The following is a 23,011-nucleotide window of genomic DNA, read 5'->3' on the forward strand; positions in this document are numbered from 1 at the left end:
TGGCTCCAATCTTATGAAGCCTGCAGAACGAATCGTCGGGAAGGCTCGGGCGAAGGCGGGATCCGGTCACGCTGCAACGCCCAGGAGGCGATGTTGTGGAACAGGGGCGCCACCGACCCGCCGCCGCTGCCGTCGGAGCTGCGAATCGGCGCATCGAGCATCAGGCCGATGACATAGCGCGGATTGTCCGCGGGCGCCATACCGGCGAAGGTGATGTAGAACGACGAGGTCGAATAGCAGTGGCAGCTCGGGTCGACCTTCTGCGCGGTGCCGGTCTTACCCGCCACCTGGTAGCCATCGATCGCCGCTGGCGAACCGGTGCCCATCTGCACGCCCATCGGATCGCGCTGCACGACCGCCTGGAACATGGTGCGCAGCGTCGCCGCGGTCTGCGCGCTGACCACCCGCACGCCTTCGGGCTGCGGCTCCTCGGTCCGGGTGCCGTCCGGCGCGGTCTTGGCCTTGACGATGCGCGGCGGAATCCGCACGCCGCCATTGGCGATGGCCTGATACATCCCGGTCATCTGCAGGGTGGTCATCGAAAGGCCCTGCCCGATGGGCAGATTCGCGAAGGTACCGCCGGACCACTGGTCGCGCGCCGGTACCTGCCCCGGACTCTCGCCCGGCAGCCCGACACCGGTGCGCTGACCGAGACCGAACCGGTTGACCATATCCGCGAACCGGTCCTCTCCGACCCGCTGTGCCAGCATCAGCGTGCCGACATTGGAGGACTTACCGAATATGCCGGTGGTGGTATACGACGCGGTGCCGTGCTCCCAGGCATCGTGCACGGTGACACCCGCCATTCGGATCTCACCCGGAACCTGCACCACCTCATCCGGGTTGGTCAATCCGTATTCGATGGCCGCGGCCGCGGTCACGATCTTGTTGACCGAGCCGGGTTCGAACGGATCCTGCACGGAGGGGTTCTGCATCTCGGCATTGCCCCAATGCTGGGGTCCCAGTGCGGGGTTGAAGGTGTTGTCATTCGACATCGCCAGCACCTGGCCGGTCTTTGCGTCGAGCACAACGGCCGACGCGGCGTTCGCACCGGACGTCTCCTTGGCCTGCTGGACCTGCTGCTGCACGTAGTACTGCAGATCCGAATCCAGGGTCAACTCGACGCCATAGCCGTTCACCGCGGGCTGCTTATCGCGCCAGCTGCCGGGAATGACCGCACCATCGGATCCGCGGTCGTAGGTGTGCGAGCCGTCGGTGCCCGCTAGCAGCGAGTCCAGCGACGATTCCAACCCCATTTGGCCGTGTCCGTCCCAGCCGGTGGTGCCGAGCACATTGGCGGCCAGCGATCCGCCCGGATATTCGCGCACATCCTGGCGTTCGGCGCCCACCTCGGGATAGAGCACGGTGATATCGGAGGCGATGCGCGGATCGACATTGCGGGCGAGGTAGACGAAGGTGGTGTCGCTCTTCATCTTGTCGAGCAGTGCGGCTTCGGCGGGCGCGTCCTTGCCGAGTTTGTCGTGAATGGCCTTCGCGATGGCCTTCAGCCGGTCCTCCGGATCCGGTGCCTTGGCCGATTTGGCCTTCGCATCGGCGAGTTGCTTGCGCACCACCACCGGCTGGAAGTTCAGCGCCTGCGCGCTCAGCGTGAAGGCGAGGGACTTGCCATTGCGGTCGGTGATCGGGCCGCGAGTCGCCGTATCGATCTTGCGGGTGGTGCGCTGGTCGGCCGCCTGCGCGGACAGGCTCGGCGCGGAAATACTCTGCACCCAGAGCAATTGGAGTGCCACGACCGCCAGCGCGACCAGCATGATCACCCGGCCGACACCGAGGCGCAGGCGCAGCGGCCGGTTGTCTGCTGCCGTCCGTGGTCTGGAGGCGCCGGTCGCCCGTGATGAACCCGCCTTGGACGCCGCGGGCCCGCGGCGCTGGCGCGACGCGGGCCGGGTCTGGCGCATGGTCATCTGGCGCCCCCGTCCGGGGCGGGTGGCTCGGGTTGCACCGCTTCCGCCTGGGGTGCCACGGGCTGTGGTGTCTCCACCGGGGTTTGCGCGACCGGGCTCGGCGTCGGCAGCGGAGTGGCCGGTGTCGGACTCGGCTGCGGACTCCCCGGTACAGCAACGGTGTTTGCCTGACCGGTGTTCGCGGGCTGACCGGTGGTCGGCTGGGCAGTCTGCGGCGGCGGCGTGAGCGTCACCGGAATCACCCGCTCGCCGCGCGCCTGCGCGTTATTGGCCGGCGTGGTGGTGGGCGCGCTCGGCGAGGGGTTCAGCGGCGGCACCGGCGCCCCCTGGGCAGGCGTCGGCTTGCCGATCACCGTCACGCCGCCGTCCGGTCCGACCACCAGGCGGGCCGGATCCTTGGCCGGGATCATGCCGAGTTCGCGGGCCCGCGCTGCGAGTTCGGGCGCGGAATCGGCGGCCTCCACCTCCCGCTGCAGTGCCGCCCGTTCGTCGGCCAGCTTGCGGTTGGTCGCCCTGGCGTCGCCGAGCTGATAGCTGTCCTCCGCCGAGCGGGTGGTGAGCAGCAGGGTGAGCGCGAGGCCGCAGCCGAGCATCGCAATGATGGCCGCCACAAACGGAATTCGCCCGGCCATCGCCGAGGCGCGCTGCTTCGGCAGCTCCTGGTGATCCCCCGACTGTTCCGCGCGCATCCGGCGCTTGGCGTAGGCCCGTTGTGCAGCACCCGATTTCACCCGCTCGGCGGCCTGAACTCGGCGGGCGATCCGGCCCGGCGCCTCGGCGGTACGCGTGCGCACACTCATGTTGTCCCCTCCTCGATTCGCTCCGCCGCGCGCATCCGCACGGGAGCCGCCCTCGGGTTCTCTTCGATCTCTTGTTCCGTCGCCTTCTCGGCCCCGCGGGTCAGTAGCCTGAATTCCGGTCCCATACCGGGCAATTCGACCGGCAGGTCGACCGGTGTCCGTGATGTGGTCCGCGCCGACAGCTCCTGTTTGACCACCCGATCCTCGAGCGACTGATACGACATGACCACAATCCGGCCGCCGATCCGCAGCGAGTCGAGTGCGGCGGGCAATGCGGCCCGCAACGAATCCAATTCGCCGTTGACCTCCACCCGCAGCGCCTGGAAGGTCCGCTTGGCCGGATGACCGCCGGTCCGCCTGGTCGCGGCCGGAATTGTCGCGTAAAGCAATTCGACGAGTTCGGCACTGGTGGTGAACGGCTTCTGCTGCCGACGGCGCACCACCGCGGCGGCGATCTTGCCCGCGAAGCGTTCCTCGCCATAGGTTTTCAGCACGCGCGCCAAATCGCCGTGGCTGTAGGTATTGAGCACATCCGCGGCGGTGATGCCGGTGGTCGGGTCCATCCGCATATCCAGCGGCGCGTCGACGGAATAGGCGAATCCGCGCTCGGCCTCGTCGAGTTGCATCGAGGAAACACCGAGATCCATCAGGATGGCGCTCACCGAACCGGTGGTCGGCAGTTCGGCCTGCGTCAGCGCGACGGCGATTCCGTCATATCGGATGTGTACCAAGGTGATTCGATCCGCGAACGGGGCGAGTCGTGCACCCGCCAGCGCCAGTGCGTTGGTATCCCGGTCGAGTCCGACGAGACGAATGTTCGGATACGTCCGTAGGAAATGTTCGGCGTGGCCGCCCAAACCCAGTGTCGCGTCTACATAGACGGCGCCGGGTTCGGACAATGCCGGGCCGAGCAGCGCATCTGCCCGCTGGAGCAGAACCGGAACATGGCGAGGGCCGTCCTGTTCACGGTTCACCTCGTCCTCCCGGAATCGTGCCTCGCGTCGTCGCGCACCGAGCCGTGCCAATGGGTCGCTCGTTACGCCCGCTCACGGGTCGCCTTGTTAGACAGCTGCTTTGGAAAATACGAATGCCGCGGGGTCTCTGACCGGAGCCTCGGCACCTGGCGTCGGGGAAGTACGTCAGGGTCCGCGCGTCCGGGCAGAGGCCGCGTGGCACTCGTTCGCTCAGGGCTAGAAGATGCCGCCCAGCGACTCGTCTCTCGCTTCGGCGTAGTCCTCCTCGTGCTCGGCGAGGTAGGACTCCCACGCCTGCTTATCCCATATTTCGAGGAAGTCGACCGATCCGATCACCACGCAGTCCCGCGAAAGGTTCGCGTAGCGACGATGATCGGCCGACAACACGATCCGGCCTTGGGCGTCCGGACGCTGTTCATCCGTTCCGGCCGCGAGTGCCCGGACGAACGCGCGCGCCTGCGGATTACTTCGAGATGCCGCCGCGGCTCGCCGAGCGAGCGCGGTGAACTCGTCCTTGGGATATACGGCAAGGCTGTGGTCCTGACCCTTCGTGACCATCAACCCTCCCGCCAGATCGTCTCGAAACTTCGCAGGCAACGTCAGTCGCCCCTTGTCATCCAACCGAGGTGTGTAGGTACCGAGAAACATCCCGCTACCTCCTGGATGAACCCCGCCGCGCGGGGAGCACGATCACCTCGGATGTATGCCCTTCCTCTAGTGCGCGCTCCACATTACCCCACTTTCCCCCACTTTCAATCGAAACTCAGGGTGATCTGGCTCCCCGCGTCATCGATTACGCAGGTCATCCCAGCTATCACAGTGGTGGAGAACTTTTTCCGTGTTCTGGCGACACGCGCCACACGGCGAAACGATCGCCCGACAACAACCAGCAAACGCCCTGGTGCACCCCATTCCGGCCGATCATGGGCGGCCGCGTGGGTGGATGGTGGGGCATGGTGGGGGAAGATCGTGGGGCGTTGCGGGGAACCGCTCGCGGAGATCACCCAGCAGCCGGATGGCTCACGCATGCGAATGCGCCGCCGCACCTTTTCGGTGCGGCGGCGCGTTCGATATGTAGATGTCGGCTACGAGCGCGCTACTCCTGATCGAAGCGGCGACGGAACCGATCCTCCATGCGTTCGGAGAAACCACCGGACTTGCGCTGTCGCCCACGTCCGCTCGATCCGCCGCTCGCGCCACCGGATTGGGCATTGCCCGACCGGTCGCCCTTGGCGATGCCCTTGGAGCTGCCGAGCAGCAACAGCACGCCTGCGGCGAACATCACGATGAATCCGATCAGGCTGATGATCGGAAAGTCGCCGAGCTTCACCGGAGCGGCGATCCCAGCGACCAGTAGAAACAGACCAAGGACGAACAGGGCCGCGGCCTGGAGTCGGCGGCGACTCGAGGTCGAGCGAAGGCGTCCGCCGCGGACGGACGACGCGAACTTCGGATCCTCAGCATAGAGCGCGCTCTCGATCTGTTCGAGCATGCGCTGCTCGTGCTCGGAGAGTGGCACGGTACCTCCCCCGGCACTAGGACGTGGCTGTCGCCTCCGGGTAGGCGACAGATAGCCAAGGTCGGCTATCTGCCACCAATGATACGAGTTCGATCAGTGCCGTACCACCTACTCGCCGATAACTAAGCGGTCATGCCGCCCGACCACCCCGGCGCGGGGCGCAAACGAGCACCGGTATTCAGCAGATCTTCGACGTCGTGCAGGAATGCGCCCACCCGCGAATAGAACTCGTCGGCCTGCTGATCATCGATGTTGCGATCCAAACCCGCCTCCAGCGCCGCCCTGATCTCCGAACGGGCACTGAAGTAGTCGGCCCACATGACGAATTCGGGCGCAGCGCGCTGCAGGAGTACCCACGCATTGCGCGAACGTGCCCGGGGCGCGCCGTCCGCCCCGGTATACGCCAGCACCGCACCGGCACCGCGCAACGCGGCGAGATACGCGGTCCGGAAACGTTCGCGCGGGTCGCGCTCCCCCGCCGCCTGCATCAGCAGGCCATCCGCCCGCTGCAGCAGCTTGCCCGCCTTGCCGGGTTGCCCCGGGTATTCGATCCGACCGGACATCAGCCGTCCCTCCGAGTTCGTTCAGAGTCGTTCAGCGCCGCTCACCTGGCCTATCCTGTGCGCGAACGCCGAGTTCCCAGCACCGCGCGGATCGAACAGGTATTCGAACGTTTGAATTGAGATTGAATATAGGGACACCCACCGACAACTTTCCGCGGACCGACGAGAGCCATGACCGCCGTCAAGCCCAAACACACCCCCGCCAACGCACCCGTCGTCATCGATCTCCCGATCACGGCGCTACGCTCCCGGCTGCACGATGCGCTGGCGGTGTACGTCGCGGCGATGGAATATCCGCACGGCACCGAACACCATCGGGCGCCGATGTGGACCGAGCACACCACCCGGCCCGGCTGGCAGGCCGTTGCCGCCGTCATCCCCGATGATTCCGGGCAGATCGACCTGCGGACCGCGCCGATCGTGGCCATCGCCTACGGCTATCGCGGCGCCGCCCACCAGTGGTGGCATCAGCAGGTGCACAGCGGGATGCGCCGCTCGGGCTGGCCGGAACACTCTGCGCGCGAACTGCTTTCGGACTATTTCGAACTGACCGAGCTGCACGTGCATCCCTCTGCGCAGGGCCGGGGCATCGGCGGTGCGCTGCTGACGCGGCTGCTCGCGAATCGCACCGAGAGCGCGGTGCTGCTGTCCACACCGGAGGTGGAGCGCGAGGCCAATCGCGCCTGGCGGCTGTATCGGCGACTCGGATTCACCGATGTGATCCGGAATTTCGTCTTCGCGGGGGATACCCGGCCGTTCGCAATTCTCGGGCGGCGGCTGCCCTTGTGACGGAGCGTAGCGAGGGCACCGATGACACAGCACCAACGGTCGCAGCGGAACCGAGCGCTAGCGAGGCGGAGCTGTGACGGTCGTGGTCGTCGGCTCGGGCCACAACGCACTCGTCGCCGCGTGCTATCTGGCGCGCGCCGGTGAGCGGGTGACGGTACTCGAACGCGACGAGGTGCTCGGCGGCGCGGTGTCGACGGTCGAACGCTTTCCCGGCCATCTGGTCGATCGCGGCTCGTCGGCGCACATCATGGTGCGCCATACCGGGATCATCGAGGAATTGCAGCTATCGCGCTTCGGGCTGCGCTATATCGACTGTGATCCTTGGGGTTTCACCCCCGCGGGACCGGAGGGCGGCGCGCCGATCGTATTCCATCGCGATCTCGATCGCACCTGCGCGGGAATCGCGGAGGTCTGCGGTGCGCGGGATGCGGCGGCGTATCGGCGCTTCGTGGAGATCTGGGGACCGCGCTCGGCGCGGGTGATGCGTGCATTCGGCGGCACGCCGACGCCGGGCAGGCTGCTGCGCTCGTTCTGGGGGCTCGACGCGCGCGACGGCGGGAGCGCACTGTCGCGGGAGTTCCTGCAGACCGGGGATGCACTGCTGGACACGTATTTCGACGACGAGCGGCTCAAGGCGTCGCTGGCCTGGTTCGGGGCGCAGTCCGGGCCGCCGATGTCGGAACCGGGGACCGCGCCGATGGTCGGATTCGCCGCGCTGATGCATACGCTGCCGCCGGGCCGGGCCGTGGGCGGAAGTGGGGCGCTGACAGCGGCATTGGTCGCGCGGTTGCGTGCCGACGGCGGTGCCGTATCGACCGGCGATGCGGTCACGGCCCTGCGCCAGGTCGGTACGGGGTGGCAGGTTTCGACCGCCTCGGGCCGAAATCTGGACGCGGACACCGTGATCGCGGGCGCGCACGTGCTGACCACACTGGATCTGCTGCGGGACGGCGGATTCGACGGTGCGGTGCTCGATGACTGGCAGCGGCGGATCCGGGTCGGTCCCGGCATCGGCATGGTGGTGCGGCTCGCGACCAGCGCGCTGCCGCGCTATCCCGGAAGTTCGACTGTCGAATCCGCCAACGGCCTGCAGTTTCTCGTATCGGATCGGCGGCAGCTGCGCCGGGCGCACGGTGCGGCGTCGGCCGGGGATCTACCGCCGCGCCCGGTGGTACTCGCGATGAGCTTCAGCGCGCTGGACCCCAGCATCGCCCCGGCCGGTGAACATCAGCTCTCACTCTGGGCGCAGTGGCATCCCTACCAGCTGGCCGACGGGAGCGACTGGGCCGCGCACGCCGCGCCGGAGGCCGATCGGATCATCGCCGAAGTCGATTCCTACGCACCGGGGTTCGCGGCGAGTGTGCTGCGGCGGCATGTGCAGACGCCGGTCGATCTGGAGCGCGAGCTGGGGCTGCGCGGTGGGAATGTGATGCATGTGGAGATGTCGCTGGATCAGATGATGCTGTGGCGGCCACTGCCGGAGCTGTCCGGGCAGCGGGTGCCAGGGGCGCCCGGGTTGTATCTGACCGGGGCGTCGACGCATCCGGGTGGTGGGGTGTCCGGAGCCAGTGGGCGCAGTGCGGCACGCTTGGTGCTGCACGATCGACGCCGTAGCCGGTTTCCCCTGCTGCGCAGGCGATGACCGAGTCCACCGAACCGGAGCCCGAAGGCGCCGAGGTGCAGGTGCCCGGCCCGGCGAATTCGGAGATCACCCACCAGCTGTCCGGCGCGGATTCTGGTGTGCGCCGTCGCGACGAGCGTCGCCCCAGTGCGCTCCGGATTCCGCGTATGCGGGCGTCCTCGCAATGGACGCCACGATTGCTTGTGCCTGCGGGGTTCGCGGTGCTGCTCGTGCTCGTGCAGATCGGCTATCCGCTGTCCTCGGGCGTCGCTCGCGATCGGGTGACCGTTGTGGTGGTGCTGCTTTCCGCGGGGACGGCATTGGTGCACGCGGCGGCGACGCGCGGGTTTCGGTACGCCGCGGGATTCCTGGTGATCGTCTCCGGGCTCGGGCTGCTTGCCGAGATCATCGGTACCGCAACGAGATTCCCATTCGGTTGTTATGACTACGCCGACGGTAGGTTGGGACCGGCGGTGGCGGGTGTGCCATTGGTGGTCGCGCTGGCCTGGACGGGCGGGCTGTACCCGGTGTGGGTGGTGGCTGGCCTGCTGACAAGGCATACGGTCGGGCGGAGTGTGCTGACGGGGGTCGGCGCGGTGGGTTGGGATCTGTTCCTGGACCCGCAGATGGTGGCGGATGGTCAATGGAGTTGGTGCGCCACCGGTCGAGGTCTGCCCGGACTCGATGAGATTCCGTATACGAACTATCTGGGTTGGTTCGCGGTGGCGCTGGTGATGGCGGGGCTACTGACCGCCTTGGACCGGGTGGCGGGGCCAGGCACTGTGCGGATGCGAGAGGCCAGCACGGGGCGCAGGTTTCCGATTCCGGCGCAGGCGCTGGTGCCGGTCGCGGTATTTCTGTGGACGTGGCTCGGGTCGACGCTGGCCCATGCGGTGTTCCTCGATCTGCCGTATTCGGCGTGGTACGGCTGTGTCGGGTCGGGAGTGCTCGGTGTACCGCTGCTGGTGCAGTTGATCAGGGCTCGGGGGAATGAAACGGTGCGGACGCGATAGCTCCGAAACTTCGGCCGACGCGTGTTCCGCCCGTCGCGTAGCAATCGGGGTCGACCGCCTGGCACGATGTGAGCCGTGCAGCCGAGTCCTCTCACCGCGATCCCCGATGCCCCGGTTCTACGTTCACCCCGGCCCAGGGTGCGGGTAGCGGCGGCAGTACTGCTGGCCGCAATGCTGGTGCCCATGCTCGCGGGCTGCTTGCGGGTCCAGGTTTCGATGGGTGTGTCGTCCAATGACCGGGTCTCCGGCCGGATCGTGGCCGCGGTCGTGCCCGCGGACGCCAATGACAAGGGCCCGCAGCTGAAGGCGCCCGATTCGGTGGCCGCCAAGGTGCGGGTCGAGCCGTACAGCCAGGACGGTTATGTCGGCAGCAAGGTGTTCTTCGAGGATCTATCCTTCGGCGAGGTCGGCCAGCTCGGCGGACTCTCCGATCAGACCCAGGGCATGTTCAATCTGTCGTTCCAGCGCACCGGCGACCTGGTCAGCCTCATCGGCCGGGTCGACCTGAAAGCCGTTCCGCCGCATGGGTCGGACGTGCAGTTCACGGTGGCCTTCCCGGCCCGCGTCGCCAAAACCAACGGCAACCGCGAGGACGACTCGACCGTCTCTTGGAAGCTCCCGCCCGGCGATGTCTCCACGCTGCGCGCCGAGGTCAGCTACGCCGACCCGAATACCCGCTCCTTCGCGGGCTGGGCCGGAATCGTCGGCGGCATCACCCTTGCCGTCGCCGCCATCATCGCCGCCATCGCCTATATGGACCGGAACCCCGCACCCCCCGGCGCCCCCGAATTCAACTTCTCCCTGAGCAGTCTCCGGCGTTCGCTCGTACGCCGCTGACATTCCTCACCCCGCACCCAGTTGTTTCGATACCGAACGCCAACGCCCGGTCGATGCCGAGCGCCACGGCGACACGATTGTGACGACAATCAAGACGTCGCAGTCGGCGGCAGCGATCTCGGCACGAACCGGCATTGCGATGCCATCAACGCGCAGTGAAACGCAACGCGCGACCGAGCACCCCGCCCATGGCATACCCCATGCCGAATACCGCGACGGCACAACCGTGACCAGGACACTCGAGGCGAGAATCATGACGCCGCCGGACGCGTGGATCGCGTCGATACGAAACGCGAGTACGTCGCGCGCGCCTGATCGGCCCGACGACGGCGTCATTCGACGCACCTTGGCGGCGAGGCCATGACGGCAGCGAAGGCGCTGAAGGAGGGCTTGGCGATTGCGACGCCGTATGGTGCGGCAATCGCGCTGATCGGTTGTGGGATCGCGTTGTTCAATCGGGCGACGGTGCGCAGGCTGCCGGTGGTGCCGACGGCGGTTGTCGAACCCGTGACGATCTGTATTCCGGCGCGAGATGAGGCGCGGCGGCTGCCCGAGCTGATCGATGATCTGCGGGGCCAGGTGGGGGTGCCGCGGCTGCGGGTGTTGATCCTCGATGACGCGTCCAGTGATGGGACCGAAGCGGCTGCGGTGGCGGCGATCGCGGGTGATCCGCGATTCACGGTGATCCGATCCGAGGCCGAACCCGCACCGGGTTGGACCGGGAAGTCCGCGGCCTGTGCCCGGCTGGCCGAGCTGGCGGATGCGACGGTGCTGATATTCCTCGATGCCGATGTGCGGCTGGCCCCGCGCGCGATCACCGCGGCAGTCACCGAACTGCGCCGGAGCCGGGCCGCATTGTTATCGCCGTGGCCGTACCAGGTGGCCGAATCGGTCGCCGAGGCGCTGGTTCAGCCGCTGCTGTGCTGGTCGTGGGCGGCGAGCCTGCCGATCGAGATCGCCGATCGCGGCCGCAGACCCTCGACGGTGGTCGCCTGCGGCCAATTCCTCGTCTTCGATGCCACGGCCTATTACGCCGTCGGCGGTCACGCGGCGGTGGCCGCCAGCCCCACCGAGGATCTGGATATCGCTCGCGCCCTGCGCCGTTCCGGTCGCCGCACCGCACTGGTCGCGGCGGGTCGCGCCGCCCGGACCCGAATGTACCGGGACGCAACCGAACTCGAGGTGGGCTACACCCGCTGGCTGTGGTCGGCCTACGGCGGCACGACCGTCGGCGGCGCAGCCGTGGGAGCTATTGCAGCACTGGCCTATTGGGTACCTCCGCTGGCCGCCGTCGCCGGTCACGGCCGGGTGCGCGCCGCCGGTCTCCTCGGCTACAGCGCCGCGGTCACCGGCCGCTTACTCGCCCGCTCACTCGAAGGCGGCTCACTGACCCGCGCCGATATCCTTGCCGCCCTGGCCCACCCGGTCTCCATCGCCGCCTATCTACGCCTGTGGTCCCGCTCGCGCCGGGCCCATCGCGCGAACACGTTGACCTGGAAATCCCGCCACCTCGACACCGCCCACTGACCGAGACCAGGCCGAATCCATGGCGGCAATGCCCGACCGACCCGCCACCAGATCTTGATCAACCCCGGAATCGGGCGGCCGCACGCCCGAACCCGCTGGCGCTATATCCAGGCCGGGATCCGGCCCGGTCCCCAACTGCGTCAGACGTCGGCGGGCTCAGCGCACCGAGGTGATGCCGACCGTCGGGAGGAAGAAGCAGGGCTTGCCACCGTTGTCCACGGTGCCGAACACCGCGGCCAGGACGGTGCCGGAACCGGTCTCGACGGGGACGGCGCGGATGCCTCCGGTGGGGAATGTGGCGAAGAAGTTCTGGAAGGCACGTTCGGCGAGTGGTCGTATATCGGCAGGGATTTCCGCGGGCACCATGGTTCGGACGACGTCGGAGATCGGACCCATGGCGGTGACGCCGCTGCGGCCATTGGCCAGGTTCAGCCAGGCGACGTTCATGCCGGAGACGTTCGTGCTGTCCGGGGCTACGCCGTAGGGCATGAAGGTGAACAGGGTTTGGCCCGTCTTGACCGCGGACAGGTCCAGTCCCGGAATGGCCACGGTGGTCTTGGGCCACGGCCCGGGCACAGCACCCGCGACGGCGGGGACCAGGCCGAGGGAGTTGCTGCTGGAGCAGAACGCCGCAGCCGCCGGGTACAGGAACGGGTCGATGCCCAAGGCGCGCAGCGCCTCGACGGTGGCTTGGTAAGCACCGAACGCATCTCCGGGTGCGGCTTGGACGGACGGCGCGGGCGCCGCCGGGATTGCGGCTCCGGGTATCGGCGCAGGTACCGCGACGGCGAGGCCGGGGGCGGCGAGCGTCAGCGCGGCCGCACCGGTCGCGATGGCGGTAAGCGTGGTCAGACGGCGCAGCAGGGTCACGTGAACCTCCTCATCGTCGGGCACGAACGAGGTCAGAGCGTACTCCAGCAAACCACCGGAACTGCGCTGATTTCGACTGGCAACGCCATCGCGTCGCGCACCGTACCGGACCGTCGCGACGAAACGCCGGGTGCACCCTCCAGGCGATACACGCCGGACGGACCGCACCCGAAGCCTCGCGATCCACCGCACGACCCGGTCGATAATCCCTGTTCACGACCATTCGGACAAGGTCTGCGCTCACACTGATTCGTACCCTTGTGCCGGAGTTCGCCTGCTTCGCATGATGTTTCGGCTAGACCGACCGACCCGTGCTCGGCGTCGGACACACCATCCAGAGCGACCGAGAGACCTGGCTCGTCGACGTCGCAGCAACCCCCCGGCCACCGGGTGCGGGTGCTTCCGCCGGGAACGATGGAGGAACCGAAATCATGAGCGCGTCCGTTGCATCCGATGCCCTATCGGATGTTCCGATACCGGGTGCCCACGCACCTGGCACTGCCGTAACCATCGCCGACGCACCGCCGATCGCCAGGGCCTGGCATCCGTGGCGCTGGGTGATCAGCGCCATCGCGCTGGTACTGCTCGCGCAGTTCATCCATGGACTGGTCACCAATCCGGGCTGGGATTGGTCGACCTTCGCCAAGTACTTCACCGCGAAGTCGGTGTTATCGGCGCTCGAGGTCACCTTGGAGCTGACCCTGTGGGGTACGGCCCTGGGATTCCTGATCGGCACCGCACTGGCAATCGCCCGGTTGTCGAATAATCCGGTGCTGCGGGTGATCTCGTGGGTCTATATCTGGGCGTTCCGCTCGATTCCGTTGATCGTGCAGCTGCTGTTCTGGTTCAACATCGCCTACCTTTACAACACGCTTTCGCTCGGCATCCCGTTCGGCCCCGGATTTCTCACCTTCGAGGTGAACGGGGTGATCAGCGGGTTCACCGCGGCGGTCATCGGCCTCGCGTTGCATCAGGCTGCATATTCGGCCGAGATCATCCGGGCCGGATTCATCTCGGTCGATCCCGGACAGTTGGAAGCCGCCGCGGCACTCGGGATTCCGCGGCTGCGACAGTTCCGCACCGTGGTCGTCCCGCAGGCGATGCGCTCGATCCTGCCGAATGCGACCAATGAGGTGATCAGCCTGTTCAAGGGCACCTCGATCGTTTCGGTAATGGCGATCGCGGAACTCTTCTACCAGGTCCAGGTCATCTACGGACGCAACGGCCGGGTGGTGCCGCTGCTCATGGTCGCGACGGTCTGGTACATCGTGCTGACCACGATTCTCTCGGTGGCGCAGTATTACATCGAACGGCACTATGCCAAGGGCGCGCACCGGACACCGCCACCGACGCCGATCCAGCAGGTGTGGCACAAGCTGCGCGAAATCGCCGAAAGCGGTTCCGCCGCACCGCGCGGAGCCACCCGATGAGCGCACCGGTCACCGCAACGATCGACATCACCGTCGACAAAGCCCCCGCCGTCGCGGTTCGCGGCGTGCGAAAGTCCTACGGCACCACCGAAGTGCTGCGCGGTATCGACCTGACGGTGCGGGCGGGTGAGGTGGTCACCGTGATCGGCCCGTCCGGCTCCGGCAAGTCGACACTGCTGCGGGTGATCAACCACTTGGAGTCCCTGGACGCGGGCACCGTGCACATCGACGGCGAGCTGATCGGATATCGGCTGCGCCGCAATAGGTTGCACGCACTATCGGATCGCGAGGTGCGCAAGCAGCGCTCGCATATCGGCTTCGTCTTCCAGCAATTCAATCTCTTCCCGCACCTGACGGTGCTCGACAATGTCACGCTCGCACCGATTTCCGCGCAGGGTCGCCCGCGCAAGGAGATCGAGCGCGAGGCCGAGGAACTGCTGGACCGGGTCGGCATCGGCGAACTGGCCGACGCCTATCCGCGGCGGCTGTCCGGCGGACAGCAGCAGCGGGTGGCCATTGCCAGGGCGTTGGCGCTGCGACCGCCGGTCGAGCAGAACATCGCCGAAGGCCTGCCCGCGATCGATATCGCCTACTTCCAGCAGGTCACCGACTACTACCTGGCGCTGGCCTCGCAGCGCCTGGACGGCTACATCGGGCCCGATCCGTCCGCGATCTACCACAGCACCACCGCGAATCAGACCAAGATCGTCGCGACCTTCTCCGGCGCCGGTGACACGCTGCAGGGCGAGATCGGTGTGCTCACCAAGAGGGACAACGGTCTGATCGGCCCCATCAACAAGGCCATCAACAACGCCATCCAGACCGGCACCTACCAGCAGGTCATCGACCGGTGGGGGCTGCAGACCGAAACCGTGCCGAGCTCGCGGATCAACCCGCCCGGCCTACCGAAGAAGTCGTGATCGCGCATGAAATTCCTGCTGTTCACCCTCGTCACCCGAGTACCCGACCCGAGCACCGGACGACTGCCGGAGACCAGGGCACGACTCACCAATGTCATCGAGCAGGCTCGTCTCGCCGAGGAACTCGGCTACGACGGGTTCGCCGTCGGTGAGCGGCACGAGGATCCGTTCCTTTCGGCCGCGCCGCCGGTGATCCTGTCCCACATTGCCGCGGTCACCTCCCGGATCAGCCTGTTCACCGCGGTCACCACGCTGAGTCTGCTGGATCCGGTGCGCGCGTTCGAGGACTACTCGACTCTGGACAACCTCTCCGGCGGTCGCCTCGAACTGATCATCGGCAAGGGCAATGGCGCGGCGCAGGCAAAGCTGTACCACGTCACCACCGAGGACCAGTGGGATCGCAATCGCGAAGGCTACGAACTGTTTCGGGCGCTATGGGACAGCGACAGCGTGACCTGGTCGGGTCGGTTCCGTCCGGACTTGGTCGAGGCCAAGGCCCTGCCGCGGCCGTGGCAGCCGCGCATCCGGATCTGGCACGGCAGTGCGACCAGTCGCGATTCGGTGGAACTCGCGGCGCGCCATGGTGACCCACTGTTCTCGGCCAATGTCACCAATCCGATCGAGCCGTATGCCGAACTGGTGCGCCACTATCGGGAGCGCTGGGAGCACTACGGGCACGATCCGGCCGACGCCCTGGTCGGCGCGGGTACCGCCGGATTCCACGTGGCACGCGCGTCGCAGCAGGCCCTCGAGGTCTACCGGCCGATCTTCGAGGCGCGACTGGCGCTGGCGCGCAAGCTCGGCCTGCCGATCGTCTTCGAGACCCTCGACGATTTCGTCGCGCGCAGTTCGGCATTGATCGGCAGTCCGGAACAGGTGATCGACAAGGTGGGCCGCCAGCACGAGGCCTTCGGGCACGAGGTGATCCATCTGTCCGCCGAACGCGACGGCCGCACCGAGGCCGAACATCGCGACAGCCTCGAACTCTTCCAGGCCGAGGTGGCGCCCGAATTGCGCCGCCGCATTCCGAGTAGGCCGCTGGCCAGCAACGGCGACGCCGCCGAAAACGGCGGTGGTACCGGGCGTCCCAGCGCCGAATACAACATCGATTCCCGCGGCGAACTCGTCCGCACCGACACATCTGGAGTACCACAGTGATCCGTCCCCGCCATCGCATCGCGGCCGTGGCCGCCGCCGTCACCGCGGCCGCGAGTCTGGCTGCCTGCGGCAGCGATTCGGCCTCGGGCGGCGCCGACGCGGGACCGCCGAAGCCGGGCGGAACCTTGCGTTACGGCCTCTCCCAGGCCCCGACCTGCTCGGATCCGGCGCAGGCCGGCACCAACCAGACGCTGTATGTGACCCGTCAGATCGTGGATTCGCTGACCGATCAGGATCCCAAGACCGGTGAGATCAAGCCCTGGCTGGCCAAGAGCTGGGAGATCTCACCCGACGCCAAGGTATTCACCTTCCACCTGGCCGATGGCGTCACCTTCAGCGATCGCACACCGCTCACCGCGGATTCGGTGCGGAACACCTTCGATTCGGTGATCAAACTGGGCGCGGTCAAAACTCCGCTCGGCTCCAGCTATCTCACCAACTATGTCGCAACGACCGCGGTCGACAAGCTGACCGCACGGGTCGAATTCAGCAAGCCCAATGCCCAGTTCTTGCAGGCATCCTCGACAGCACAACTCGGCATTCAAGGCGATGCCACCACGGCCGAACCCGCCGATCAGCGCTGCCTGGGCGACAATGTCGGCAGCGGCCCGTTCACCTATGCGTCCTGGCGGCAGGACGCCTCGGCGACCCTGGCCAAACGCGCCGGGTACAACTGGGGTTCGGCGGTCTTCACCCATCAGGGCGAGGCCTACCTCGACAAGATCGAATTCACGGTCGTGCCCGAATCCGGTGTGCGCACCGGCAGTCTCATCTCCGGCCAGCTCGACGCGGTCAGCGACGCGCTGCCGCAGGACGCGCCGCAGATCGAGGCGGCGAGCGGTCGGGTACTGAGCACCGCGAATCCCGGTGTGCCATTCGGCTTCCAGACCAATGTGACCCGCGGCCCGCTGCGCGATGCCGCAGTGCGCCAGGCGCTGCTGCCAGCGATCGACCGGAAACAACTGGTGGACACCGTACTCGGCCCGCAGTTCAAACCCGCCACCAGCACACTGGCCAGCAGCACGCCCGGCTACCAGGATCTTTCGGCGCGGCTGGCCTACGACCCGACCGAGGCGCGCGGCATCCTCGACCAGGCGGGCTGGACGCCCGGCGGTGACGGCATTCGCACGAAGAATGGTGAGCGTCTGTCCTTCTCGGTGCTCTTCAGTCAGGCGTTCGCGGGCAACCAGGCAATTCTGGAGCTGGTACAGCAGCAGCTGCGCCAGATCGGTGTCGAGCTGAAGCTGGATCTGGTGTCGGGCCCGGAGAGCACGGCCCGACAGAACGTCAAGGATTTCGACACCACCTACTACAACACCACCCGCGCCGACGGTGACATCCTGCGCACCTCCTTCAGCGTCGACGGTCGCAATCTCAATGCCCGCGAACACATTCCGGCGCTGGATGACGTGCTCGACGGTCAGCTCAGCGCTTCCGATGCCGCAGCACGCACCGCGCTGATCCGCACCGCCCAACAGGCGGTACTCGATGCGGGGCTGTGGATTCCGACGGTCGAACTGTCCCAGGCCATCGGCGCGGCGCAGAGCGTGCGGGATCTGAAGTTCGAGGCCTCGGCCCGGCTGCAGTTCTTCGATGCCTGGTTGAGCGGGCGGTAGTCATGGCTCGGTATGTCGTTGTCCGGGTACTGCAGGCGATATGGGTGCTGTGGGCGGCCTTCACCATCTCGTTCGTGGTGCTGTACCTGCTGCCCGCCGATCCGGTCTCCATCGCGGCCGACGGTGCGGGTGCTGGCACCCCGATCGATAAGGCCGCGATCGCCGAACTGCAGGCGCGCTATGGACTGGATCGTCCCCTGTGGGAACAGTATTGGACCGCGCTGACGAATGCGGCGACCGGCGATCTCGGGCACTCCATCAGCACCGGCCAGCCGGTCACCCGCGCGCTCGGTGACGCGGTGCCCAATACCCTGGGATTGGCCGGGCTCGCCCTGCTCTTCGCCGTGATCGGCGGGGTCGGCCTGGCGTTCGCGGCCACCTACACCCGTCGTCCGTGGTTGCGCAACGCGCTGAGCTCGGTCCCCTCGCTCGGGGTTTCGGTGCCGACCTTTTGGACGGGACTGCTACTGCTGCAGCTGTTCTCGTTCCGCTGGCACCTGGCCCCGGCATTCGGCGGTCACGGCCTGAAGGGCACGGTGCTGCCCGCGCTGACGCTCGCGATCCCGATCGGCGCGGTTATCGCGCAGGTGCTGACGGCCGGACTCGAATCGACCTGGCGGCAGCCCTTCGTCGATGTGGCACTGGCCAAGGGCGGTTCGCGCTCCTGGGTGCTGCGCAAACATGTGCTGCGGCCCGCCAGCGTGCCCACCTTCACCATCGCCGGAGTGCTGGTCGGCAATATGCTCGCCGGTTCGGTAGTGGTCGAGACCGTCTTCGCCCGTCAGGGTGTCGGGCGGCTCACCCAGACCTCCGTACTCGCCCAGGATATTCCGGTCGTACAGGGCATCGTACTGCTGACCTCGACCGTATTCGTCACCGTGAATCTGACGGTGGACCTGCTGTATCCGCTGCTCGATCCGCGCATAGCCGGACGCTCCCGCAGTAGGACAACCGATTCCGAGACCGCCGATACCGATACCGCACAGGAGGTGGTCGTGCATGCCTGAGGCATTCGTTCGCCATGTGCTATGCGACCGAACCACCGCAGTGCGCGACAGCGCCGGACTCCTCGCGCTCGGCTCGTGGCTGCCCGCCGACCTTCGACCGCAGGTGGCCGATCATGGTTGACGTCATCGATGAGCCGAGGCGTGTCGCGCTACCCCGGCTACGGCGGCCTTTGCCGCGGTGGAAGTCGCTGCGCGGCAATGCCGTAGTCGTGCTGTCGGGTGCCGTGGCCGCGCTGGCACTCGGCTGGGCGCTGTTCCCTTCGGTATTCGCCAGTGGTGACCCGCTGACCGGCGTACCCGCACAGAAATTCCAGGGGCCGAGCGCCGAGCACTGGTTCGGCACCGACAATCTCGGGCGCGATCTGTACACCCGGACGGTGCACGGCGCGGGGCTCTCGCTCACCGCCACCCTCTCGGCGGTCGTCATCGCACTGGTCGCAGGTTCGATTCTCGGGCTGCTGTCCGGGTCGATCGGCGGCATCGTCGACACCGTCATCATGCGATTCGTCGATGTGCTGCTATCGATTCCGTCGCTGTTGCTATCACTGGCCCTGGTCACCGCGCTCGGCTTCGGCACCCGGAATGTGGCCGTCGCGGTGGGTGTTTCGCTCATCGCCAACTTCGCCAGGGTAATGCGCTCGGAGGTGCTGCGCGTGCGCCAGGCGCCCTATGTGGAGGCCGCACACGCGTCCGGCGTTCGCTGGTACACGGTGCTCGCCCGCCACGTCCTGCCGAACTCCTATCAGCCCGTTCTCGCCCTGGCCGCGGTCGAATTCGGCATGGCGGTGCTGGCCGTCTCCGCACTGAGCTTCCTCGGCTACGGCGCGAAACCGCCGACACCCGAATGGGGTTCGCTGATCTCCGAGGGCCGCAACTTCCTCGCCACCGCCTGGTGGCTGACCACCCTGCCCGGCCTGGTCATCATTGCCGTCGTTCTCTCGGCCCAACGCCTCGGCCGGGCCGTAGGAAGGAGTCACCGCGCATGAGTGAGCACAGCACAGCCGCCGAGGTGGCGGACCGAGCCGATACCACCGCGGACTCACGGTCGGATTTGCTCGGCATCGAGGGCCTGTTCGTTCGCTATCGCTCCGACAGCGGCCCTGTCACCGCCCTGGCAGACGTTTCCCTCACCGTCGCCCGCGGCGAAGTCGTGGCACTTGTCGGCGAATCCGGTTCCGGCAAGTCGACGCTCGCGCAATCGGTGATCGGCCTGCTCGGACCGAATGCCGAGATCACCGGCGGGACGGTCACTTTCGACGGAGCAAAGGTGGACACCGCATCCGAGCGTGCGCTGCGGCGCATTCGCGGTGCGCGCATCGGATTCGTGCCCCAGGATCCCGGGTTGTCACTCAATCCGGTGCGCCGCGTCGGTGCTCAGGTCGCCGAAGCGCTGCTGGTCCACGGGCTGGCCGATCGGCGCGACGCGGCCGCACGGGCAGTCGAACTGCTCGCCGAGGCCGGACTGGACCGACCGGAATTGCGGGCCGCACAGTATCCGCACGAATTATCCGGTGGCCAGCGGCAACGGGTATTGATCGCGGCAGCGCTGATCGCCGGACCGGAGTTGGTCATCGCCGATGAGCCGACCAGCGCGCTCGACGCCACGGTGGCACGGCGGGTGCTGGACAAACTCGCCGCCCAGACCGCGGCAAGGGGCACAGCGGTGCTGCTGATCACCCACGATCTCGCGATCGCCGCCGAACGGGCCGATCGCCTCGTGGTGCTCAGCGGCGGGGAGATCGTCGAAACCGGTCCTACGGCCACGCTGCTCGCCGAGCCCCGGCATCCGTATACGAAGCGACTGCTCGCGGCCTCGCCCAGCCTGGCCCCATTCGACGGTTTCCGCGCACCGCGCGTCAGCGCCGGTCCACCGCTGCTGACGGTTCGCAATGTGCACAAACGCTTTCGCGCACAGGCCGGTGATGCGGTGACCGCGGTCGCGGGCGTCGGATTCGAACTAGGGCGTGGCGAAACCCTCTCGCTGGTCGGCGAATCCGGCTCCGGCAAGTCGACCACCGCGCGAATCGCCCTGCGGCTCACCGAACCCGACAGCGGTGTTGTCACCTTCGACGGACACGATCTGACCACGGTGAAGGGCGGACGGCTGCACGCGCTGCGCCAACGCTTCCAGGTGGTCTACCAGAATCCCTACGGCTCACTGGATCCGCGTTGGCGGATCGGCTCGATCATCGAGGAACCACTGCGGGCCTATGCAGTCGGTGACCGCAAGGCCAGGCAGGCACGGGTCCGCGAACTGCTCGACCAGGTCGCGCTGCCGGAGCACTTCGCGCAGCGCCGCCCCGCGGAATTATCCGGCGGACAACGCCAACGCGTCGCCATCGCCCGCGCCCTCGCCCTGCACCCGGACCTACTGGTGCTCGACGAACCGGTCTCCGCGCTCGACGCCTCGGTGCAGGCCCAGATCCTGGAACTGCTGGACCGTCTGCAAACCGAACTCGGACTGAGCTACCTGTTCATCTCCCACGACCTCGCCGTGGTGCGCCGCATCAGCGACCGCGTCGCGGTGATGCGCCACGGCCGCATCGTCGAATCCGGTTCCACCGCCGACATTTTCGACAACCCGCAGCACGAGTACACCCGCGAACTGCTGTCGGCCGTTCCCACACCGCACGCCACCGCATCGGGGGCGGCCCGATGACGTGCGCCGAAGCCGCGGTCGCGCTGCGCATCGACCGGAAAGGACGGTACTGATGACCGAATTCTTCCTCGCCATCGAGCTCGACGGAACCGGCGTACACCCAGCGTCGTGTCGGCGCACGGATTCCCGTGTCGAGGAGGTGTTCACCGGCGGTTACTGGGTCGATGCGATCACGGCCGCCGAAAAGGCCGGTCTCGACTTGCGGGCTCGACGAATTCGTCGACCGCGTCATTCCGGAACTGCAGGAGCGCGGCAGTTCCGGACCGAATACACCGGCACCACCCTGCGCGGCCACCTCGGCCTACGCCATCCCCATCGCAATCGCATACTCGAAGGAGCCAGCGCGTCATGACGACCAGTATCACCAGCCTTTTCGAAACCGAGTGGGCGCATTGGCACACCGTCAGGGAGGATCAGCTGCGCGATCCGCTCGGCTTCCTGAGCCTGACCGGATTGCATTGGCTCACCGACCAACCCGAGCGCCTTCCGGACGTGCCCGGCACCTGGTGGGTCACCGATGACAAGGTGTTCATCACCGCCCAACCCGCCGACCGGCTGGAGTTCGATGGCAGCGGTATCGCGGGCGTGCAGATCGTCGCACCGGGCGAGGGCGCACCGGGACTCAGTGTGCTGCACGAGAATCGGGTACTCGAGGTGATCCGCCGCACCGGCCGGTACGCCGTGCGCGTGCACGATCCGGCCGCGCCGACGCTGCTGAGCTTCGAGGGCATTCCCGCGTACACCCCCGATCCGCGCTGGGTGGTCGAGGGGCGCTTCGAACCGTTCAACGAGTCGCGCACGATCACCACTGGCGCCATCGTCGACGGTCTCGAACATCACCACACCGCCTCGGGCACCATCGAATTCACCATAGGCGAGGCCACCGAGCGCGTCATCGCCTTCGGCGAGCCGACCAGCCTGCGGGTGCTGTTCACCGACGCCACCAGCGGCGTCACCACCTATCCGGCGGCCCGCTCGCTCGCCGTACCGGCCCCCGATGCGGACGGCACCGTGCGCCTCGACTTCAATCGAGCGGCCAATCTGCCGTGCGCCTTCACCGATTTCGCCACCTGCCCGCTGGCACCCGCCGAGAACCGGCTGCGGGTCGCCATCGAAGCGGGAGAACAGCATCCGCGTCCAGGACGGTCCGCATGACGATCCCCCTTTCCATCCTCGACCTCGCCCCGATCAGCGCCGGATCGACTGCACAGCAGGCGCTGCGCAACACCATCGATCTGGCCCAGCACGCCGAACAGTGGGGCTACCACCGCTATTGGCTGGCCGAACATCATTTCGTCTCAGTGGCGAGTTCGTCCTCGATTACGCTGATCGGTCTGGTCGCCGCGGCCACCACGCGCATTCGGGTCGGGTCGGCGGCGGTCCAGGTCGGCCAGCACACCTCGGCATCGATCGTGGAGGCGTTCGGCACCATCGATGCCATCTATCCGGGCCGACTCGACCTCGGCCTCGGCCGATCCGGACATCGCCGCACCCAATTCGGCGCACAGTCCGCCCAGCAGAAGGGCGGTCACCCGGTCGTCGGTGCCGTGACCGGCCGCACCGAGGTCCGCGACGGCGTGGTGGTTCCGCCGCCATTCGATCCTGGACAGATCACCGATAAGTCGAGGTTCATCGCCGCGCTCGGCGCACTGCAACAGCAGGGCGCACAGGCGCTGGACTTCCCGGACCAGGTCGATGAGGTGCGGGCGCTAATCAACGGCACCTACCGGAGCACCGAAGGCATTGCGCTGCACGCGGTTCCGGGTGAGGGCGCACAGGTCGA

General features: G+C 67.3%; 23 protein-coding genes, 1 pseudogene and 1 riboswitch. Of the genes and pseudogenes, 16 read left to right on the forward strand and 8 right to left on the reverse strand.

Going from position 1 to position 23,011, the window contains the following annotated elements:
• Positions 1-11: 11 nt before the first annotated feature.
• The 6 genes from ABZW16_RS23075 to ABZW16_RS23100 all read right to left on the reverse strand — a co-directional run bounded on the left by ABZW16_RS23075 (position 12) and on the right by ABZW16_RS23100 (position 5,781).
• On the reverse strand, positions 12-1,772 hold the full coding sequence (locus tag ABZW16_RS23075) for a penicillin-binding protein 2 (RefSeq protein WP_354958055.1): 1,761 nt from the start codon (positions 1,770-1,772) through the stop codon (positions 12-14).
• Between the two features lie 149 nt (positions 1,773-1,921).
• Positions 1,922-2,725 carry a hypothetical protein gene (locus ABZW16_RS23080; RefSeq protein WP_354958031.1) on the reverse strand — a complete coding sequence of 268 codons (804 nt, stop codon included), beginning with the start codon at positions 2,723-2,725 and terminating at the stop codon, positions 1,922-1,924.
• Complete coding sequence (rsmH, locus tag ABZW16_RS23085) at positions 2,722-3,699, reverse strand: 16S rRNA (cytosine(1402)-N(4))-methyltransferase RsmH (RefSeq protein ID WP_354958032.1); 978 nt, start codon at positions 3,697-3,699, stop codon at positions 2,722-2,724. The genes ABZW16_RS23080 and rsmH overlap by 4 nt, the downstream gene beginning before the upstream one ends.
• Positions 3,700-3,915: 216 nt before the next feature.
• Positions 3,916-4,347 carry a division/cell wall cluster transcriptional repressor MraZ gene (mraZ, locus tag ABZW16_RS23090; protein ID WP_354958033.1) on the reverse strand — a complete coding sequence of 144 codons (432 nt, stop codon included), beginning with the start codon at positions 4,345-4,347 and terminating at the stop codon, positions 3,916-3,918.
• A gap of 448 nt (positions 4,348-4,795) precedes the next feature.
• Positions 4,796-5,218 carry a DUF3040 domain-containing protein gene (locus ABZW16_RS23095; RefSeq protein WP_354958034.1) on the reverse strand — a complete coding sequence of 141 codons (423 nt, stop codon included), beginning with the start codon at positions 5,216-5,218 and terminating at the stop codon, positions 4,796-4,798.
• A gap of 122 nt (positions 5,219-5,340) precedes the next feature.
• Entirely contained in the window at positions 5,341-5,781 is a 441-nt protein-coding gene (locus tag ABZW16_RS23100; RefSeq protein ID WP_354958035.1) for an SAV_6107 family HEPN domain-containing protein, read from the reverse strand.
• 171 nt (positions 5,782-5,952) lie between these two features.
• Here ABZW16_RS23100 and ABZW16_RS23105 point away from each other — a divergent pair, with 171 nt between their 5' ends.
• The 4 genes from ABZW16_RS23105 (at position 5,953) to ABZW16_RS23120 (ending at position 10,041) form a co-directional block, all read left to right on the forward strand.
• Positions 5,953-6,570 (forward strand): N-acetyltransferase, encoded by a 618-nt coding sequence (locus tag ABZW16_RS23105; RefSeq protein WP_354958036.1) that lies wholly within the window; start codon positions 5,953-5,955, stop codon positions 6,568-6,570.
• A 73-nt stretch (positions 6,571-6,643) separates the two neighbouring features.
• Complete coding sequence (locus ABZW16_RS23110) at positions 6,644-8,212, forward strand: NAD(P)/FAD-dependent oxidoreductase (RefSeq protein WP_354958037.1); 1,569 nt, start codon at positions 6,644-6,646, stop codon at positions 8,210-8,212.
• 146 nt (positions 8,213-8,358) lie between these two features.
• On the forward strand, positions 8,359-9,204 hold the full coding sequence (locus ABZW16_RS23115; RefSeq protein WP_354958056.1) for a carotenoid biosynthesis protein: 846 nt from the start codon (positions 8,359-8,361) through the stop codon (positions 9,202-9,204).
• Between the two features lie 171 nt (positions 9,205-9,375).
• Entirely contained in the window at positions 9,376-10,041 is a 666-nt protein-coding gene (locus ABZW16_RS23120) for a DUF3153 domain-containing protein (RefSeq protein ID WP_354958057.1), read from the forward strand.
• A 6-nt stretch (positions 10,042-10,047) separates the two neighbouring features.
• Here ABZW16_RS23120 and ABZW16_RS23125 read toward each other — a convergent pair whose 3' ends face one another.
• Positions 10,048-10,377 (reverse strand): hypothetical protein, encoded by a 330-nt coding sequence (locus ABZW16_RS23125; protein WP_354958038.1) that lies wholly within the window; start codon positions 10,375-10,377, stop codon positions 10,048-10,050.
• 24 nt (positions 10,378-10,401) lie between these two features.
• Between ABZW16_RS23125 and ABZW16_RS23130 the strand changes: the two genes are divergently transcribed.
• The gene (locus ABZW16_RS23130; protein WP_354958039.1) at positions 10,402-11,568 is read left to right on the forward strand and encodes a glycosyltransferase family 2 protein; all 1,167 of its coding nucleotides are present in this window, start codon (positions 10,402-10,404) and stop codon (positions 11,566-11,568) included.
• Positions 11,569-11,724: 156 nt separating this feature from the next.
• On the opposite strand, the gene ABZW16_RS23135 is transcribed toward ABZW16_RS23130, so the two are convergent.
• Entirely contained in the window at positions 11,725-12,489 is a 765-nt protein-coding gene (locus ABZW16_RS23135) for a hypothetical protein (RefSeq protein ID WP_354958040.1), read from the reverse strand.
• Between the two features lie 276 nt (positions 12,490-12,765).
• Positions 12,766-12,859, forward strand: a riboswitch (SAM riboswitch).
• Positions 12,860-12,869: 10 nt separating this feature from the next.
• On the opposite strand from ABZW16_RS23135, the gene ABZW16_RS23140 reads away from it, so the two are divergent.
• From ABZW16_RS23140 to ABZW16_RS23190, 11 genes and pseudogenes are all read left to right on the forward strand, one after another.
• Positions 12,870-13,868 (forward strand): amino acid ABC transporter permease, encoded by a 999-nt coding sequence (locus ABZW16_RS23140; protein ID WP_354958042.1) that lies wholly within the window; start codon positions 12,870-12,872, stop codon positions 13,866-13,868.
• The gene (locus ABZW16_RS23145) at positions 13,865-14,788 is read left to right on the forward strand and encodes an ATP-binding cassette domain-containing protein (RefSeq protein ID WP_354958043.1); all 924 of its coding nucleotides are present in this window, start codon (positions 13,865-13,867) and stop codon (positions 14,786-14,788) included. The genes ABZW16_RS23140 and ABZW16_RS23145 overlap by 4 nt, the downstream gene beginning before the upstream one ends.
• A 6-nt stretch (positions 14,789-14,794) precedes the next feature.
• A complete protein-coding gene (locus ABZW16_RS23150; RefSeq protein WP_354958044.1) occupies positions 14,795-15,946 on the forward strand; it encodes an LLM class flavin-dependent oxidoreductase in 1,152 nt (383 codons plus the stop codon).
• Positions 15,943-17,562 carry an ABC transporter substrate-binding protein gene (locus tag ABZW16_RS23155; protein ID WP_354958045.1) on the forward strand — a complete coding sequence of 540 codons (1,620 nt, stop codon included), beginning with the start codon at positions 15,943-15,945 and terminating at the stop codon, positions 17,560-17,562. Before ABZW16_RS23150 ends, ABZW16_RS23155 begins: the two co-directional genes overlap by 4 nt.
• Positions 17,563-17,564: 2 nt before the next feature.
• On the forward strand, positions 17,565-18,569 hold the full coding sequence (locus tag ABZW16_RS23160; RefSeq protein WP_354958046.1) for an ABC transporter permease: 1,005 nt from the start codon (positions 17,565-17,567) through the stop codon (positions 18,567-18,569).
• Positions 18,562-18,690, forward strand: a complete 129-nt coding sequence (locus tag ABZW16_RS23165; RefSeq protein WP_354958047.1) for a hypothetical protein — start codon at positions 18,562-18,564, stop codon at positions 18,688-18,690. Before ABZW16_RS23160 ends, ABZW16_RS23165 begins: the two co-directional genes overlap by 8 nt.
• Positions 18,683-19,555 carry an ABC transporter permease gene (locus ABZW16_RS23170; protein WP_354958048.1) on the forward strand — a complete coding sequence of 291 codons (873 nt, stop codon included), beginning with the start codon at positions 18,683-18,685 and terminating at the stop codon, positions 19,553-19,555. The genes ABZW16_RS23165 and ABZW16_RS23170 overlap by 8 nt, the downstream gene beginning before the upstream one ends.
• Positions 19,552-21,228, forward strand: coding sequence for an ABC transporter ATP-binding protein (locus ABZW16_RS23175; protein ID WP_354958049.1), 1,677 nt, complete (start codon positions 19,552-19,554; stop codon positions 21,226-21,228). Before ABZW16_RS23170 ends, ABZW16_RS23175 begins: the two co-directional genes overlap by 4 nt.
• 188 nt (positions 21,229-21,416) lie before the next feature.
• A pseudogene (locus ABZW16_RS23180) lies at positions 21,417-21,580 on the forward strand (F420-dependent methylene-tetrahydromethanopterin reductase); the annotation flags it as partial.
• Positions 21,577-22,383, forward strand: coding sequence for a DUF1684 domain-containing protein (locus tag ABZW16_RS23185; RefSeq protein WP_354958050.1), 807 nt, complete (start codon positions 21,577-21,579; stop codon positions 22,381-22,383). The pseudogene ABZW16_RS23180 and the gene ABZW16_RS23185, both read left to right, overlap by 4 nt.
• The coding region (locus ABZW16_RS23190; protein ID WP_354958051.1) for an LLM class flavin-dependent oxidoreductase at positions 22,380-23,011 on the forward strand (632 nt) is incomplete at its 3' end. The genes ABZW16_RS23185 and ABZW16_RS23190, both read left to right, overlap by 4 nt.

The sequence above is a fragment of the Nocardia sp. NPDC004604 genome (assembly GCF_040609795.1).
Classification (GTDB): Bacteria; Actinomycetota; Actinomycetes; order Mycobacteriales; family Mycobacteriaceae; genus Nocardia.

What these genes read in the sequence shown, in the direction of transcription:
- ABZW16_RS23145 (WP_354958043.1), top strand. Translation starts at nt 13,865, where the DNA reads ATGAGCGCACCGGTCACCGCAACGATCGACATCACCGTCGACAAAGCC.
- ABZW16_RS23080 (WP_354958031.1), bottom strand. Translation starts at nt 2,725, where the DNA reads ATGAGTGTGCGCACGCGTACCGCCGAGGCGCCGGGCCGGATCGCCCGC.
- ABZW16_RS23185 (WP_354958050.1), top strand. Translation starts at nt 21,577, where the DNA reads ATGACGACCAGTATCACCAGCCTTTTCGAAACCGAGTGGGCGCATTGG.
- ABZW16_RS23130 (WP_354958039.1), top strand. Translation starts at nt 10,402, where the DNA reads ATGACGGCAGCGAAGGCGCTGAAGGAGGGCTTGGCGATTGCGACGCCG.
- ABZW16_RS23160 (WP_354958046.1), top strand. Translation starts at nt 17,565, where the DNA reads ATGGCTCGGTATGTCGTTGTCCGGGTACTGCAGGCGATATGGGTGCTG.
- ABZW16_RS23165 (WP_354958047.1), top strand. Translation starts at nt 18,562, where the DNA reads ATGCCTGAGGCATTCGTTCGCCATGTGCTATGCGACCGAACCACCGCA.
- ABZW16_RS23150 (WP_354958044.1), top strand. Translation starts at nt 14,795, where the DNA reads ATGAAATTCCTGCTGTTCACCCTCGTCACCCGAGTACCCGACCCGAGC.
- ABZW16_RS23140 (WP_354958042.1), top strand. Translation starts at nt 12,870, where the DNA reads ATGAGCGCGTCCGTTGCATCCGATGCCCTATCGGATGTTCCGATACCG.
- ABZW16_RS23170 (WP_354958048.1), top strand. Translation starts at nt 18,683, where the DNA reads ATGGTTGACGTCATCGATGAGCCGAGGCGTGTCGCGCTACCCCGGCTA.
- ABZW16_RS23120 (WP_354958057.1), top strand. Translation starts at nt 9,376, where the DNA reads ATGCTGGTGCCCATGCTCGCGGGCTGCTTGCGGGTCCAGGTTTCGATG.
- ABZW16_RS23115 (WP_354958056.1), top strand. Translation starts at nt 8,359, where the DNA reads ATGCGGGCGTCCTCGCAATGGACGCCACGATTGCTTGTGCCTGCGGGG.
- ABZW16_RS23075 (WP_354958055.1), bottom strand. Translation starts at nt 1,772, where the DNA reads ATGCTGGTCGCGCTGGCGGTCGTGGCACTCCAATTGCTCTGGGTGCAG.
- ABZW16_RS23105 (WP_354958036.1), top strand. Translation starts at nt 5,953, where the DNA reads ATGACCGCCGTCAAGCCCAAACACACCCCCGCCAACGCACCCGTCGTC.
- mraZ (WP_354958033.1), bottom strand. Translation starts at nt 4,347, where the DNA reads ATGTTTCTCGGTACCTACACACCTCGGTTGGATGACAAGGGGCGACTG.
- ABZW16_RS23175 (WP_354958049.1), top strand. Translation starts at nt 19,552, where the DNA reads ATGAGTGAGCACAGCACAGCCGCCGAGGTGGCGGACCGAGCCGATACC.
- ABZW16_RS23100 (WP_354958035.1), bottom strand. Translation starts at nt 5,781, where the DNA reads ATGTCCGGTCGGATCGAATACCCGGGGCAACCCGGCAAGGCGGGCAAG.
- ABZW16_RS23125 (WP_354958038.1), bottom strand. Translation starts at nt 10,377, where the DNA reads ATGACGCCGTCGTCGGGCCGATCAGGCGCGCGCGACGTACTCGCGTTT.